Origin of the sequence: Larkinella sp. C7 (assembly GCF_006149005.1) — a bacterium.
Lineage (GTDB): Bacteria > Bacteroidota > Bacteroidia > Cytophagales > Spirosomataceae > Larkinella.
In genome coordinates, this window is the sequence record NZ_VBSL01000018.1 from 83,420 (window position 1) to 99,172 (window position 15,753).

Genomic DNA, 15,753 nt, shown 5'->3' on the forward strand with positions numbered 1-15,753 from the left:
CGTAATCCTGATTAACTTTACGGACTATGAAGCGCACCATCCAGACTACCATCCAGCCACAAGCCCAGAAAATGGGGCCTCTGACCATGCACCAGCCGCTGCCGGCCAGCGGCATCGACCAACTCGATCCGTTTCTGCTGCTGCATCACCACGGGCCAACGGTGTTTCCGGCGCACAACAGCGGATTGCCATTCGGGCCGCACCCGCACCGGGGCTTTGAAACCGTGACTTTTATCTATGAGGGCGATGTGCAACACCGCGATAGCAGCGGTTTTTCCAGCACAATTCAAAGTGGCGGCATTCAATGGATGACCACCGGTAGCGGCCTCGTACATTCGGAGAGTTCCTCCGCAGAATTCAGGGAAAAAGGTGGCCCCGTCGAACTCATTCAGCTCTGGACCAATTTGCCAGCCCGGTTCAAAATGGTAAAACCACATTATGTCGGGTTGCAGAAAGAGGCTATTCCGGTCGTGACGCTGGAGGGGGGCAACGGGTCGGTGGCCGTGACGTCGGGTGTCTGGGACGAAATGGCCGGACCGGTTCAGCCGGTTTACGATGTTGAATTAGCGAACGTAAGCCTGTTGCCGGGCGGTTCGTTTACGCGCCGGATCGAAGCGTCTCGCACGATTCTGTTTTATCTGTTAAACGGTTCAGTGGTTATTAACGGTCAGGAAATTACGGGCCGGACGCTGGTGGTTTTTGACCATGACGGCGATGAACTTGAGGTCCGCGCTACTGAAGATTCCCGCATTTTACTGGGATCTGCCGAACCCATCAGCGAACCCGTCGTCTCCTACGGCCCCTTTGTGATGAACACCGAACAGGAGATCCGACAGGCAGTTTCGGACTACCAGAGCGGACGGATGGGCTACCTCAGTTAATTTTCAAAACCGTATACGCGGCCTGATTGGGTTGGCGGATTTTTGTTCCTACGGTCGTGTTGGCGCGGTCGTCGTCGTGAATCACCAACAGGTGATTGGCGTCGATCAGCGTCAGATCTTCGGCTTTGTGGTTGAAGTGAATGGGCTGACCAGCCGCATCACGCACCGGCTTGAAGGGCCGATTATTGAGCAATTCGTCGGGCGTTGCCGTCCAGAGATAGGCGTCTAACTGGCCGTTGGATTCAATGGATGTCAGCAGCCAGAACAGCTTGCGGTTGCGGTCGTATTCGATGCTCGACAAGGCCAGCGGTTTTGGTAAATTAGCCACCGTCGCCGGGTCGAAGTCGGCCACGATACGCCAGTGGTCGCGCAACGCCAGGCGCTCCCCGTCGGCGGTTTTCTCCACAAAGTACGGCACGGTGACAATCCGAACCCGGTAGTCGAACTGGTCGTATTTTTCGCCTTCCTCCCGAATCCCGAACAGCAGCAGCGAATCCATCACCGCCAGTCCTTCCACTTTGAAATAAGGCATCCCGTTCGGAAAAGCCGGGCGGTTTTGGGCTAAGACCTTGCTGAGTTGTTCCCGGTAAGCCACGGAATTTTTTGCCCCCCGTTGCGGTGTTAGGATCTGCGGATTCGCTTCGTTGCCCTTTTTCCAGTACAGAATGGTGTTATAGCCATCCCAGTCGGTCGAACCCGCTTTGACCCGGTCGAAGGCGGTGGTCAGAAAAACATAGTCGCCGTTGGTGGCAAAGTCTTCGTATTTCCGGGCCTCCCGAAACGCGCTTGCCAGCAGGGGTGTGGGCCGGACGGTGGTGTCGGCAAAGCTTTTCCAGGGTTTCATAAACACCGAACTGAGACCGGTGGGCATGTCCTTGTCATTGGCGACGTACACCGTCCCGTTATCGAACAAAACCGCCGATGCTTCGCACCAGACCGGGTTTCCGTCGGGCATTTTCGTGCCGGAATCGCAGCAGGTCAGCAGGTTTTCCGTTTCAATTGACGCACGCAGAACCGGAACGGTTTTTCCGGTCGTGGTTTGGCTTGTTTTACACTCGACCAGCGAAAGAGAGAGCAGCAATAGGCCGACCCAGATGGAATGGTTTCTCATCAGACAAAGCGGGGACAATAGATGTACATTACCAGAAGGTAAAATTAATGAAGTAAGCTTTAAATACCCCGTTTTTATGCAACACTTCCCGACCCCACCGCGTATCGTCAGGTATAGATAAAAAGGTTAGAATTACAGGCCCCGGTACTTGCCGGGGTTTTGTTTTTCAAGTCGTTACCATCGGTGCAGCAAGTGCGAAAGATAACGGATTTACGTAGTATATTTACCTGTATATCTGTCAATATCGTCCTGCATGAAGCAACGCTACCTGATTAGTCTGATCGGATTCTTTTCTTTTCACCCGGTTTTTGCCCAATCACCTTCGCAACCGCAAAATCGGGTTTACGCGGAAATCGGCGCATTGGCCTCTTCCACAGATCGAACGCCGTTCTGGCTTCGGTCCAATCAATACGGAATTATACCGCTGACGGCGCCATTCGGCACGTTTCGGGTTGGCGGGACTGGAGCCGTGTTGCTCAGTGACACGACAAGGGGCCGCTACCAGGTCCGCCCCAACCGGGCGTGGCGGTTGGAATACCAGGCCGAAGTGGTGGCCAATGCCGGAAAATCGAGCCAGCTTTTGTTGCCGGAAGCCTACGTAAAACTGGCACACCGGGGTATCGAGTTGGTGCTGGGTCGTCGGCGCGAGGTGATTGGTCTGGTGGATTCCACGCTTTCGTCGGGTTCGTATGCCTGGTCGGGAAACGCCCTGCCGCTTCCAAAGGTACAGTTTGGAACGCGCGGTTTTGTGCCGCTCGGACGGCGGGGCTGGCTGTCGATCAACGGCTTTATCGCCCACGGCTGGTATGCCAAAACCTGGTATTTGCGGCACTCGTTTCTGCACCAGAAATCGCTGATTTTCCGCATCGGCAAGCCCACGTCAACGCTTCGGCTGTATGCCGGGATCAACCACAATGCGCAGTGGGGTGGTCAATCCGACTACATCGATCCGAAATTTGCCGTCAATGGCAAACTGCCCGGCCGCCTGGAGGACTTCCCGAACGTACTGTTTGCCATCCGGACCAACGGCCTGAACAACGACCGGCTCACCTCGTTCGATTATGTGAATCTATATGGCAACCACCTGGGTTCCATCGACTTTGCCGGGGAACTCCGGTTTCCGGCGGTGAACCTTTTTGTGTATCACCAACATGCTTTCGATGATGTGACGGGCATGTTTTTCAAGAATCTTCCTGATGGATTGAGCGGGATCCGGCTGCGGAATAACCGTCCGGGCGCTTCCGGTTTCCAACTGAATGAGGTGCTGCTGGAATTTCTGACCACGCTGAGCCAGAGCGGACCCACCTTGTACCAAACCAACAAAGCCTGGAAAGGAGCCGATAATTACTTCAACAATTCGCAATACCGGGAAGGCTGGACGTACCAGAACCGGGTGATCGGAACGCCCTTTCTAACCCGTCGGCAGGACATTCAGGCGGCTTATCAAAACGCCAGCGACTGGGCCTTTGTCAACAACCGGGTTCAGGTGTTTCATGCGGCTCTGCGGGCGACAGTGGCCCGGCAGATCGACCTGCGCGCCCGGGTTTCCTACAGCCGCAATTACGGGATTCCGGAGGTTTTTCTGGCGGGACCTCCCACGCAGGTGTCGACCTGGGTGCAGGCTGGTTTTCCGTTGCGCTGGCTTGGCGGATCCTATCTGACAGCCGCTCTGTCGGCCGATGCGGGGCAGTTGTATGAGGATGCCCTGGGCGGTTTTATAGGGTTTCGCAAAACCGTTTCGAGAAGAAAGTGGTGAAACAATAGAAAAAAGCCATAAACCGTCGCGGGTCTTTCTTCGCCCGTAAAATTTAATTCTGCTTTTTCCGTTGTAGGTTTGCCGCTGAACCGATACCGGCATTCACCACTGAAGGGCCGTTTTATACGTTTCAGTTTGTGGTTTTCCCAATTGAGCCTTTTACCGATTTGATTCCCGTCGTTTGGTTACCACTTTTGTCGTATCGTGATGGATGCAGGCGCGAATGACCTCTTTCCGGAACAGTAAACAACTAGAAGAGCGTAACTATCAACCCGTTGTGAAGCTAAAAATACTCTATATCTTTCTCTGGTTCTCCACGGCAGCAACGCCCGGCTTTTCGCAAATAGCCCGAAAAGTGAACCTCATGCTCAATATGGGGTTGGGGATACAGACGTATGCTTTGGGAGGATTGTGCAACGGAGCCTCTTTTGAACTCGGCTTTACGGATCAGGTCAGCGTGGGCGGTTTTTTCGATTATGCCCTGTACGGCACTAAATTCGGAGACCGCCAGTGGAAATCGCAGTTTGTGAGCATCGGCCTCCGCAGTTCCTACCACCTGGCCAACCTGCTGGCCGTCGGAGACGATAAATTTGATCCGTATGCCGGTTTGGCCGTCGGCACACGCAGCACCATGCGCCGTGATAAGGCAGACCATGCAGGCTATTTCAAACCCCGCCCCAAAGGCATTTTTCCGGGCATACACCTCGGTGGCTTCTACCGGTTTAGCCAGAAAATTGGCGGTTTTGCCGAAGTAGGCCTGGGAATATCCCCCATCCGATTGGGAATCACCGGGAAATTCTAAGACTACCTGGAAGATGTAGGTTGTTCAACTGTTAGAAAAACAACAGGAATGATCAATGTAAAATGATGAATGGTAAATGTAAAAGTTTTTCCAAACCGGCCCTTTTACATTTACCATTCATCATTTTACATCAAGCGGTTCGCAGATGCGGCTGGTTAATCTTCGTACCCGTCGCTTTTCATCAGTTCCTGCTCTTCTTTCAACCGCAGTCGTTGCACGTAGCCCGATACCCAGATACTCACTTCGTAGAGCAGCACCAGCGGAATGGCCACCAGAATCTGGCTGTACACATCTGGTGAGGGGGTAATGATGGCCGCAACCACCAGAATAACGACCAGTGCATGACGGCGGTAGGCACGCATGAACTGGGGGGTCAGAATTCCGATTTTAGACAACACAAAAGCCGCAATCGGCATCTGGAATGTCAAACCGCAACCCAGCGTCAGCGTTGCGAGCGTTGAAATGTACGAGGTAATGTCGAACTCATTGACGATGCGCGGATCAAGCTGGAAATTGGCCAGGAAGTTGAGCGCCAGAGGAGAAACAATGTAGTAACCGAAGAGAACACCCGAGAAAAAAAGCGAGGTTACAAAAAAAACGGCACCCCGCGCAGCCCGGCGTTCTGACGATTTTAAACCCGGCATGATAAACCGCCACAGTTCCCAGAAGGCATAAGGAAAGGCGAACAGCAACCCGATCATCAGCGAGGCTGTCAGTGCCATCGTAAACTGACCACCCACCTCACGACTTTGGAGCGTAAAGTTCAGCTTTTCAACGCATAAGTCCGTAAAGCCGGTTTTCTCCGACAGCTTACACATCATCCGGTACGTCCAGAAGGTGGGACTTGACGGTCCCAGAATCACCTTGTCGTATATTTCACGAATGTAGATGAAACTCAGGAGCGAAAATACCGCAATCGATCCAATGGCCCGAACCAGGTGCCACCGAAGTTCCTCCAGATGCTCGAGGAAGGTCATTTCCCCGGCTTCTTCAACCTCACTCTCGCTATCAAACTCTTGGTCTATGGGCTTCATTGAAGTAAATGAGTGAATGAGTGAATGAGCGAATGAGTGAATAGCTGCCGCGATTAAAAGCGTGATCTTTGATCCTATTCACTCATTCGCTCATTCACTCATTCACAATTAATTATAAAGTGGAAACGCTTTCATCCAGGAATTGATTTCTTCTTTTACGACCTGAATTTTGGCGTCGTTATCGTGATTCATCAGCACGTCGTCAATATATACGACAATTTGCTCCATATCAGATTCTTTCATGCCGCGCGTTGTGACGGCCGCCGTGCCAACCCGCATCCCCGACGTCACCATTGGCGACTTGTCATCGAACGGAACCATGTTTTTGTTGATGGTAATGTCGGCCTTGATGAGCGTGTTCTCCGCCAGTTTTCCCGACAATCCTTTCGAACGCAAGTCAATCAGCATCAGGTGGTTATCGGTTCCGCCCGAAATGATTTTATACCCGCGTGATACAAAAGCCGCAGCCATCGCCTGCGCATTCCGCTGGATCTGGTTGGCATAGTCACCGAATTCGTCGGACAACGCTTCCCCAAACGCAATCGCTTTGGCGGCAATAATATGTTCCAACGGCCCGCCCTGCGTTCCCGGAAAAACGCCCGAGTCCAGCAAAGACGACATCATCCGGAGGTCACCTTTTGGCGTTTTGATGCCAAACGGGTTTTCAAAATCGTTCCGCAGCATGATCATTCCGCCACGGGGGCCGCGCAGGGTTTTGTGCGTCGTCGTGGTCACGATGTGGCAATGATCCATCGGGTCGTTCAGCAAGCCTTTGGCAATCAGGCCGGCCGGGTGCGAAATGTCGGCCAGCAACAGCGCGCCCACCGAGTCGGCAATGGCGCGGAGCCGGACATAATCCCAGTCGCGGCTGTAGGCCGAAGCACCACAGATCAACAGCTTCGGGCGCTCGCGCTGGGCGGTTTCTTCTACCTTGTCGTAGTTGATGACGCCGGTTTCCTGCTCAACGCCGTAAAACGTCGGCCGGAAATATTTCCCCGAAATATTTACGGCCGAACCGTGGGTCAGGTGACCGCCGTGCGACAGGTCGAAACCCAGAATGGTATCCCCCGGTTTCAGGCAGGCCAGAAAAACCGCTGTGTTGGCTTGTGCGCCCGAGTGCGGTTGCACGTTGGCCCACGAAGCACCAAACAATTCCTTCACGCGGTCGATTGCCAGCTGCTCGATTTCATCCACCACTTCGCAACCGCCGTAGTACCGTTTGCCCGGTAAGCCTTCGGCGTATTTGTTGGTCAATACGGTTCCGGCGGCTTCCATAACTTGTTTGGAAACGAAGTTTTCGGAAGCGATCAATTCGATACCGGATTCCTGACGGTGCTGTTCTTTGGCGATAAGCTCAAATACCTGCGTATCACGGGTGATGGAAGTAACTAGTGTCGACATGCTAAACGGTTCGCCGGAGCGAATGGCTATTCGTAGTTGGATAACAAATTAACGATACAGGTACAAAAGTACGGAGAAAAACAGCATTCTTGTTGTCTTCTACTTATTATGTTGAAGGGACTGGTATTTCAGGGGCGTAGTGCCGTTGTGCAGCTTGAATTGCCGGTGAAAATGCGAGATATTATTGAAACCGCACTCCAGTCCAACCTGGCTGATGCTGAGATCCGACTGCACCAGCAATTTGCGGGCGTGGCTGATCCTCAGTTCGTTCAGGTATTCGATAAACGATTTTCGGGTTCGTTTCCGGAAATACCGGCAAAATGCCGCCGGTGCCATACCGGCTACGGAGGCCATGTCGTCGACCCGGATTTCTTCCCGAAAATGGGCCAGCATAAAATCCAGCACCCGTTTCATGCGCTCGGTTTCGGCTTCGCTGGCTTTCAGTTCATAGTTGTCGCTGGCCAGCATCACGGCGTCGGTGTCGCTGGCCAGTTGCTGGAGCAGGAAAAGCAGGCGAAGCAGCCGCTCGAGCCCCTGGCATGTCAATAAGGTTCCGAGGGCGGGTGTCACCTCGTCTATTTTCGATTTTCCAAACCGCACTCCGTATCGGGCCCGATTCAGCAAAGCCATCAGCGGCTGGGTTTCCGGCAATTGGGGGAGCAGGGTGTCGCCCAGTGACTGGGAAAACTGCACCACGATGGATTCGGCCCGGCGGTCGGAATCCGGCTGATAATAGTCATCGTCGTTGCGCCAGAAATGCGGCAGCCCCGGCCCCAGCAGCACCAGGTCACCGGCATCGAAGGGTTCGACATGATCGCCAACAAACCGGTTGCCGTGGCTTCGGGCGATATACGTCAATTCGTATTCGGGATGAAAATGCCAGGGCGCGTCGAAATACGGCAGGTCGACGTGCATCACCCGCAGGGAATTATGATCTCCCAATTCAATTTTTTCAAACAAAGCTTTCACAACATGCAGTATTTTTACTCTCTACGGGTAATATGGGGAAGAAAAAGTCACAATTATACACTTATTGGCATAATAATTAAATTTTTACAAGAAACAATTGAATCAAATTTGTGTCACTGATTTTTCCTAAACCCGTTAATTGTATGCCAGTGACCGTTGACAACACTTCTTTGCTCGACGAATTGAACGAAGCCTATACCGTCAGTCCGGAAGCAATCGCGTTTTATCAAAAAAACGGTTACGTCAAATTAAAAAATGTGCTCAGCCCGGACGTTCTCAAGCACTACGGAGACGTGATTACCGATTTGGTGATCAGGCTGAACACCTTGACCAAATCCATGGAAGAGCGTACGACTTACGAGCGCGCGTTCCTCCAGATTATGAATCTCTGGCGGGAAGACAAAACCGCCAGAGAGTTCGTATTCTCCCGTCGACTGGCCAAAATCGCGGCCGACCTGATGGGTGTCGATGCCGTTCGGCTTTACCACGATCAGGCGCTGTACAAAGAACCGTCGGGCGGTTTTACGCCCTGGCATGCCGACCAGTTCTACTGGCCTCTTTCATCTCCCAAAACCGTCACCGTCTGGATTCCGTTGCAGGATACGCCAATGGAAATGGGGCCGCTGGCCTTCGCCGAGCAGAGCCAGCAGGTGGAAATTGGCCGCAACATCGAGATCAGTGACGAAAGCGAGCGATTGCTGGCCGAGGAACTGGCCAACCAGAATTTTACCATCAACGACACGCCTTTCGAACTGGGTGAGGTGAGCTACCACGCCGGCTGGACGTTCCACCGGGCGGGCCCCAACACCTCCAGCACCCCGCGTAAAGTGATGACGATGATTTATATGGATGCCGAACAAACGATTACGCAGCCCCAAAATACGTATCAGGAAGCCGACTGGACGACGTGGTTGGGGAGTTACCCCATCGGTAGCAAGCCCGAAGGTGAGCTGAATCCGTTGCTGTTTGAAAGAAAATAAAGAATGGAGAGTAAAGAAGAAAGACAAGAGACGACAGAGTAAAAATGGATTACCCGGTGGTTAAATGTATTCGCTTGTCTTTGCTCTTTTATCCTGACTAAAACAAAATATAGGTTGGTTGTGCAGAACACCCCGCTGGAGCTCCGGCAGGGTGTTTTTTTTGGTGTCTGGATGATTTGTGCGTGGATTGGAGATATTTTTGCAGAAATCGTGTTGTAAGGTTGGGCAATTTAGTAAGCCATTGATATGAAACAAGTTGGTCATTTTTTCTCTTTTCTGACGGTATTTTTTGTAACGCTGACGGCAACAGCGCAAATTCAGCCCGATCCGACGCACTGGACATTCACCGCATCAAAAACCGAAGCCAAAGTCGGTGAGGTGATTGAGATCCGCATGAATGCGACCATCGACAAAGGCTGGCACATGTATGCTTCGGATCTGAATCCGGACATTGGCCCGATTCCGACAACCTTGAAATTGAAGGAAAACGGCAGCTTTGAAAAAGTCGGCTCGTTCGTTTCGGTGGCCCCGAAAGAGGAGTTTGAAGAAGTCTGGAACAGCAAAGTGCGGTTTTTTGAGAACAAAGCGACGCTCATTCAGAAGGTTAAAATATTGAAAGCCAATCCGGTTATCGCCGGAACGCTGGAGTACCAGACCTGCTCCGGTACCAATTGCCTGCCGCCCGCCGAACACGAATTTTCGGTATCGGTAAAAACCGTGGGCGCGGCTGCGGCACCAACGCCCGTAAAACCAACTTCGGAAGCCGTCGCAACGGGTGAACCCGCATCTGCTTCGAGTGCGCCAGACACCACTTCCCGCGTCGCCGTTGCCCCTTCAGCCGGAGCCGCCAGCCCGGATTCGGAAACCGTAACCACTGCCGAAGCGCCGGTCGCTACACCCCAACTGACCGATGCATCGGCGGAAAAACCGGAAGAATCCCTGATCGGATTTATGATTGCCGCTTTTCTGTCGGGTCTGCTGGCTTTGCTGACCCCCTGCGTGTTTCCGATCATTCCGATGACGGTCAGTTACTTTACCAAACAGGATCACGGATTGTGGAAAGCGGTTCTGTACGGTTTGTCCATTATTTTTATTTACGTGCTGATTGGCACCGTGGTTTCGCGGATCAACGGCCCGGCATTTGCCAATTTCGTCAGTACCCACTGGCTTCCCAACGTCCTGTTCTTCGCGATTTTCTTCATTTTTGGGCTGTCGTTTTTGGGCTTGTTCGAAATTGTTCTGCCGAATTCACTGGTCAACTCCATCGATGCCAAATCCGAAAAAGGCGGTATGGCCGGGATTCTGTTCATGGCCTTCACGCTGGTGCTGGTGTCGTTTTCCTGCACGGGGCCGATTGTTGGCAGTTTACTGGTGGCCTCCGCAGGTGGTGAAGTCTTGAAACCGATCGTCGGTATGGCGGCTTTTTCGGCGGCTTTTGCCATTCCGTTTACGCTGTTTGCGGCTTTTCCGCAGTGGCTCAAAAGCCTGCCGAAATCGGGTGGCTGGCTGAACGCGGTGAAGGTGGTGCTGGGTTTTCTGGAACTGGCGCTGGCGCTGAAATTCCTGAGCATTGCCGACCAGGTGTACCACTGGAACCTGCTCGACCGCGAAGTGTATCTGGCCTTCTGGATCGTTATTTTTGCCCTCATCGGTTTTTACCTGCTCGGAAAAGTCCGGTTGCCGCACGACAGCGAAACCAAAACCGTCAGCGTACCGCGTTTGCTGCTGGCCATTGTCACCTTTGCGTTTGTGGTGTATATGATTCCCGGTTTGTGGGGTGCTCCCTTGAAAGCCCTGGCTGGTTATCTGCCACCCGAAACGACGCAGGATTTTGGTTTCCGGGGAGCCAGCAATTCTGCAACGGAACAAAATACGTTGGGCGAAAAACCGAAATACAGCGAATTGTTCCGGTTGCCCCACGGACTTCAGGGCTTTTTCGACTACAAACAGGCGCTGGCCTACGCGGCCAAAGTGAACAAACCCGTTTTCATTGATTTTACGGGCCACGGCTGTGTGAATTGTCGGGAAATGGAAGCCCGCGTGTGGGCTGAAGAGCCGATTCTGCGCCGGTTGCAAAACGATTACGTCATTCTGGCCTTGTACGTCGATGACAAAACCGAATTGCCGGAATCCGCCTGGTATACCTCGACCTACGACAAAAAGCAGAAGAAAACCATCGGGGCACAAAATGCCGATTTGCAGATTGTGCGTTACAACAACAACGCCCAGCCTCATTACTGCATCGTCGACCAGATGGGAAAATTGCTGGTCAAGCCGAAGAATTATGACCTGGATGTCAATAATTTCGCCGGCTTTCTGGATGAAGGCAAGGCGGTTTTTGCCGCCCCGCAAACCGTAGCGGCCCGTCCGTCGTCGCAAAATCAGGCTCTCATATCGGCATTGAAATAAGCGAAGTGAGGCAACAAATTCATTCTACGGTTGGTTAAACCATGACCATCCTCTATCGTCATGGCAAAAACTATTCTGATTACCGGCGGCACCGGCACCATCGGCCGCCGACTTACTCAAATGTTACTTCAGCAGGGCTTTCAGGTATCGTTGCTGAGTCGTTCTGCATCCAAAAAAGATATTCCGAACGTAACAGTTTATCAGTGGGACATTGATAAAGGGCATATCGACCCGCAGGCCATCCTGACGGCTGATCACATCATTCACCTGGCCGGAACCGGTATTGCTGACGAACGCTGGACCGACCAGCGCAAACAGCAAATCATCGAAAGCCGCACCAAATCCACGCAATTACTGGCCAATGCCCTGCGTTCGGGCAAACACCACGTTCAGTCCTTTGTCTCATCCTCGGCCATCGGCTATTATGGAGGAGATACCGGCGACCGCCCGCTGACCGAAATCAGCGAAGGCGGAAGTGATTTTCTGGCGCAGGTGGTTCGGGCCTGGGAGCGTTCCGTCGACGAAGTGGCCGCCCTGGGCATTCGGACCGTTAAACTCCGGACGGGAATCGTGCTGACGATGGAGGGCGGTGCCTTGCCCAAGCTCGTGCAGCCCATTCGCCTGGGCGCCGGTGCTCCGCTGGGGTCGGGGCATCAATACATGTCGTGGATTCACATTGACGACCTATGCCGGATGTATGTTCAGGCGGCTACCGATGAGCGTTGGCGGGGAATTTATAACGCCGTTGCCGCCAAGCCTGTGACTAACGAGACTTTTACGCGTCAAATAATAGATTTACTCAACAAGCCGCATCTTTTACCCCGCGTACCGGCCTTTGCCATTCGATTGCTTTTTGGTGAAATGGCTATTGTCGTACTGGGAGGCAATTATGTGTTGAATAAACGGATACGGGAAGAAACTACATTTGAGTATCTATTTCCAGACTTATTGCCAGCCTTGCGGGATTTATTACACTAACAGTTCGTATCGATAGTGCAGATTAATTTTAATATCGTTATAATTGCTTTTACAAACAATTATGTAAAAATACTTATAGAAATGTTTGGCAATGAGGTAACCAGTACTCATCGACCTGTGAAAAAATGATTGAACAACTACTAAAAACGAGTGCAACACGCTTCGTGTCCAGTTATCTCGTGCTGAGTATCGATGTAATCATCTGCATTGTATCGTTTTCAGTTGCTTACCTTTTGCGGTTTAATTTTGAAACCAGCAGTCTTAACCGGGCCGACTTTTTATATTGTTTACAGGTAATTGTCGGTATTCGGTTTCTGTTTTTTTTGCTGTTTCGGCCTTATCAGGGCATTATCCGGCACACGAGTCTGGAAGATGTCACCTTGTTGGTTTATGCCGTTACGCTCAGCGCAGTTGTCACGGCGGTGGGTTCGTTTCTTTTCTGGCAATGGACCGGCCGGGTTTCCTTTTACATCCCGGTTTCCATCTTACTGATCGACTATTTCTCCTGCCTTGTTTTGCTCTCCGTCAGCCGGTTTATGGCCAAAGCATTTTATTGGACCTTACGGGCCGGAAACGGAGGAGTTCGGTCGCCGGTTTTGATTTATGGGGCGGGTGAAACCGGCCTGTTGACGCGCAAGGCATTAGCCCAGGACTCCATCCAGCGCTACACCATTCTGGCGTTTATTGACGACAATCCGTACAAAATCCAGAAAGTAATTCAGGGCATAAAAGTCATCTCGCGCCAGGAAGCCTATGAGCGGTATGTACGGAATCAGGCCGTTCTGCCGCAGGTAATTTTGGCGATGGGAACCGCTGATCTGCGTCAGAAAAACGAAATAACCGAGTTTTTTCTACAGCATCACGTCAGCGTTAAAACCATTCCGACGGTGGGGCAGTGGATCGATGGCGAACTAAAATCTTCGCAGATTCGGGACATTCGGATTGAAGATTTGCTGGGACGGGCTCCCATTCAGGTCGTCAATCCGGTTACCGGCGAACAACTGCGCAATCAGGTGGTGCTCGTTACCGGAGCCGCCGGGTCCATCGGGAGCGAACTGGTTCGGCAGGTGATCTGCCATAAACCGCATACAATTGTATTGCTGGATCAGGCCGAGTCGGCCTTGTTCGATCTGGAATTTAACTTGCGCCGGGCGTATAAAACCGTGCTGGCCACCACGAACCTGATCCTGAAAATTGGGGATGTGGCCGATGAAGTGCGGATGCACCATATTTTCCAGGATGTCAAACCCGATTACGTCTTCCACGCAGCCGCCTACAAACACGTTCCGCTGATGGAAGAGCATCCTTACGAAGCGGTTCGGGTCAATGTGCTGGGGACTCAAATCGTGGCCGATTTAGCGCTTCAATACGGTGTTCGGAAATTTGTCATGATTTCGACGGACAAGGCAGTGAACCCCACCAACGTGATGGGAGCCACCAAACGTCTGGCCGAAATGTATGTGCAGAGCCTGAATCAGCAGCCTGGAAAGCTGCATCAGACCCGGTTTATAGCCACGCGATTCGGTAATGTGCTGGGTTCCAATGGCTCGGTCGTAACGGTTTTTCGGCAGCAAATCCAGGCCGGCGGGCCGGTAACGGTAACACATCCGGACATCATCCGCTATTTCATGACCATTCCCGAAGCCTGTCAATTGGTGTTGGAAGCCGGAACGATGGGCAAGGGGGGCGAAGTGTTCATTTTCGATATGGGCGAGCCCGTACGAATCGCCGAACTGGCCCGCAAAATGATTCACCTCTCCGGGTATACCGTGGGCAAAGAAATTCAGGTGGTTTATAGTGGGCTGCGTCCGGGTGAAAAACTGTTTGAGGAACTCTTGAACAACAACGAAGAAACCTTGCCGACCCACCATCCCAAAATCATGGTTGCCCGGGTCAACACGCCGGATGTGAACGAGATAAAAGCCGTTCTGGAAGAATTGCGGTATCGCCTGGTCGAGGGCGATGCCACGAAACTGGTGCGGATCATAAAACTGGTCATTCCGGAATACATTAGCAAAAACTCCATTTTTACCGCGCTGGATTCCCAAAAAACCGAAGCGGTTGAACTGTAACTTTCCACGAGTTCAGGAAAATAACCAATTTGCCCTGTCGATTTTAAGGCATTTGCTTGCGGCCTATTGGCCATACCGGTAAGTTTGTTTTTCGGTGATCGTATGTCCGCATACAGTTGTGAAATCCGATAAGCAACCATTCCTATGACCCAGGCCTTTGTTTATGACGCTGTTCGCACCCCCCGTGGCCGGGGAAAAAGTGACGGCTCCCTGCACGACGTCCAGCCCATTCAGTTACTGACCAGCGTTCTGCACGAACTCAAAAACCGGAACCAACTCGACACAGCCCTTCTCGACGACATCATCATGGGCTGCGTAACGCCCATTGGCGAACAGGGGGCCGACATAGCCCGCACCGCCGTCATCGAAGCGGGCTATGCCGAAACCGTCGCCGGGGTGCAATTAAACCGCTTTTGTTCGTCCGGACTCGAAGCCATCAACATGGCAGCCGCTTATGTCCTGTCGGGGCAATTTGAGGCCGTTGTGGCCGGTGGCGTGGAGTCGATGTCGCGCGTTCCCATCGGGTCCGACGGAGGGGCTCTTTTCATGAACCCGCAGATTGTGGCTCGTCACAACATCATTCCGCAGGGCATTTCCGCCGATTTAATTGCGACCAAATACGGTTTTAGCCGCGCCGATGCCGACGCCTTTGCCGCCGAGTCCTACCGACGGGCCACGATAGCCCAGCAGGAAAACCGATTTGGCCGGACGCTGGTTGCCATCAAAGATGAGCTCGGTACAACCTTGCTCGACCGCGACGAAGGCGTTCGTCCGGGCACCACCGCCGAAAGTCTGTCGAAACTAAAACCCGCCTTCGAAGCCATCGGGAAAGCCGGTTTCGATGCGCTGGCCTTACTAAAATACGCCGATCTGGCCCAGATTAACCACATTCACCACGCCGGCAATTCCTCACAAATTGTCGATGGAGCCGCCGGACTGTTGATTGGTTCGAAAGAATTTGGCGAAAAAACCGGTCTGAAACCCCGCGCCCGCATTCGGGCTTTTGCCGTTATTGGAACCGAACCGACGATTATGCTCACCGGGGTGGTTCCGGCCACGCAAAAAGTGTTGAAAAAAGCCGGTATGCAGCTCAGCGACATCGACCTGTTCGAAGTGAATGAAGCATTTGCGGCCGTTCCGCTGCTGTATATGGACCAATTGGGCGTCGATCACAGCCGGTTGAATGTGAACGGCGGAGCCATTGCCCTGGGTCATCCGCTGGGCGCAACCGGGGCCATTCTTTCGGCAACACTTTTGGACGAACTGGAACGAACCGGTCGGCAAACGGGGCTGGCAACGCTCTGCGTGGGCGGAGGAATGGGCGTTGCCACGGTTTTTGAACGAATCAACTAAGCCATTG

At 52.7% G+C, this 15,753-nt stretch carries 12 protein-coding genes; 8 read left to right on the forward strand and 4 right to left on the reverse strand.

The window, feature by feature from the left end; genetic code table 11:
- The first annotated feature begins 26 nt into the window (after positions 1-26).
- Positions 27-881: a pirin family protein gene (locus tag FH871_RS27905; RefSeq protein ID WP_229317656.1), complete on the forward strand. Its 855-nt coding sequence runs from the start codon at positions 27-29 to the stop codon at positions 879-881.
- Here the strand turns inward: FH871_RS27905 and FH871_RS27910 are convergent.
- Positions 874-1,992 (reverse strand): hypothetical protein, encoded by a 1,119-nt coding sequence (locus FH871_RS27910; protein ID WP_138994708.1) that lies wholly within the window; start codon positions 1,990-1,992, stop codon positions 874-876. The genes FH871_RS27905 and FH871_RS27910 overlap by 8 nt on opposite strands.
- Positions 1,993-2,245: 253 nt before the next feature.
- On the opposite strand from FH871_RS27910, the gene FH871_RS27915 reads away from it, so the two are divergent.
- Both FH871_RS27915 and FH871_RS27920 read left to right on the forward strand, forming a co-directional pair.
- Positions 2,246-3,748 (forward strand): capsule assembly Wzi family protein, encoded by a 1,503-nt coding sequence (locus FH871_RS27915; RefSeq protein WP_138994709.1) that lies wholly within the window; start codon positions 2,246-2,248, stop codon positions 3,746-3,748.
- Between the two features lie 277 nt (positions 3,749-4,025).
- Positions 4,026-4,550 (forward strand): hypothetical protein, encoded by a 525-nt coding sequence (locus tag FH871_RS27920; protein WP_138994710.1) that lies wholly within the window; start codon positions 4,026-4,028, stop codon positions 4,548-4,550.
- A 155-nt stretch (positions 4,551-4,705) separates the two neighbouring features.
- Here FH871_RS27920 and tatC read toward each other — a convergent pair whose 3' ends face one another.
- The 3 genes from tatC to FH871_RS27935 all read right to left on the reverse strand — a co-directional run bounded on the left by tatC (position 4,706) and on the right by FH871_RS27935 (position 7,954).
- Entirely contained in the window at positions 4,706-5,584 is an 879-nt protein-coding gene (gene tatC / locus FH871_RS27925) for a twin-arginine translocase subunit TatC (protein ID WP_114406291.1), read from the reverse strand.
- Positions 5,585-5,692: 108 nt separating this feature from the next.
- Positions 5,693-6,985 carry a serine hydroxymethyltransferase gene (glyA, locus tag FH871_RS27930; RefSeq protein ID WP_138994711.1) on the reverse strand — a complete coding sequence of 431 codons (1,293 nt, stop codon included), beginning with the start codon at positions 6,983-6,985 and terminating at the stop codon, positions 5,693-5,695.
- Positions 6,986-7,084: 99 nt separating this feature from the next.
- Positions 7,085-7,954 (reverse strand): AraC family transcriptional regulator, encoded by an 870-nt coding sequence (locus FH871_RS27935; RefSeq protein ID WP_138994712.1) that lies wholly within the window; start codon positions 7,952-7,954, stop codon positions 7,085-7,087.
- 143 nt (positions 7,955-8,097) lie between these two features.
- On the opposite strand from FH871_RS27935, the gene FH871_RS27940 reads away from it, so the two are divergent.
- The 5 genes from FH871_RS27940 (at position 8,098) to FH871_RS27960 (ending at position 15,746) form a co-directional block, all read left to right on the forward strand.
- Entirely contained in the window at positions 8,098-8,934 is an 837-nt protein-coding gene (locus FH871_RS27940) for a phytanoyl-CoA dioxygenase family protein (protein ID WP_138994713.1), read from the forward strand.
- A gap of 246 nt (positions 8,935-9,180) precedes the next feature.
- On the forward strand, positions 9,181-11,343 hold the full coding sequence (locus FH871_RS27945; RefSeq protein ID WP_138994714.1) for a protein-disulfide reductase DsbD: 2,163 nt from the start codon (positions 9,181-9,183) through the stop codon (positions 11,341-11,343).
- 60 nt (positions 11,344-11,403) lie between these two features.
- Positions 11,404-12,321 carry a TIGR01777 family oxidoreductase gene (locus FH871_RS27950; RefSeq protein ID WP_138994715.1) on the forward strand — a complete coding sequence of 306 codons (918 nt, stop codon included), beginning with the start codon at positions 11,404-11,406 and terminating at the stop codon, positions 12,319-12,321.
- 125 nt (positions 12,322-12,446) lie between these two features.
- Positions 12,447-14,393 (forward strand): nucleoside-diphosphate sugar epimerase/dehydratase, encoded by a 1,947-nt coding sequence (locus tag FH871_RS27955; protein WP_138994716.1) that lies wholly within the window; start codon positions 12,447-12,449, stop codon positions 14,391-14,393.
- 144 nt (positions 14,394-14,537) lie between these two features.
- Entirely contained in the window at positions 14,538-15,746 is a 1,209-nt protein-coding gene (locus tag FH871_RS27960; RefSeq protein WP_138994717.1) for an acetyl-CoA C-acetyltransferase, read from the forward strand.
- Positions 15,747-15,753 lie beyond the last annotated feature (7 nt).

Bases quoted from the DNA above. Each gene is read 5' to 3' on its own strand.
- FH871_RS27960 (WP_138994717.1), top strand. From the start codon at position 14,538: ATGACCCAGGCCTTTGTTTATGACGCTGTTCGCACCCCCCGTGGCCGG.
- FH871_RS27950 (WP_138994715.1), top strand. From the start codon at position 11,404: ATGGCAAAAACTATTCTGATTACCGGCGGCACCGGCACCATCGGCCGC.
- FH871_RS27910 (WP_138994708.1), bottom strand. From the start codon at position 1,992: ATGAGAAACCATTCCATCTGGGTCGGCCTATTGCTGCTCTCTCTTTCG.
- FH871_RS27945 (WP_138994714.1), top strand. From the start codon at position 9,181: ATGAAACAAGTTGGTCATTTTTTCTCTTTTCTGACGGTATTTTTTGTA.
- FH871_RS27915 (WP_138994709.1), top strand. From the start codon at position 2,246: ATGAAGCAACGCTACCTGATTAGTCTGATCGGATTCTTTTCTTTTCAC.
- FH871_RS27905 (WP_229317656.1), top strand. From the start codon at position 27: ATGAAGCGCACCATCCAGACTACCATCCAGCCACAAGCCCAGAAAATG.
- FH871_RS27955 (WP_138994716.1), top strand. From the start codon at position 12,447: ATGATTGAACAACTACTAAAAACGAGTGCAACACGCTTCGTGTCCAGT.
- tatC (WP_114406291.1), bottom strand. From the start codon at position 5,584: ATGAAGCCCATAGACCAAGAGTTTGATAGCGAGAGTGAGGTTGAAGAA.
- FH871_RS27940 (WP_138994713.1), top strand. From the start codon at position 8,098: ATGCCAGTGACCGTTGACAACACTTCTTTGCTCGACGAATTGAACGAA.
- glyA (WP_138994711.1), bottom strand. From the start codon at position 6,985: ATGTCGACACTAGTTACTTCCATCACCCGTGATACGCAGGTATTTGAG.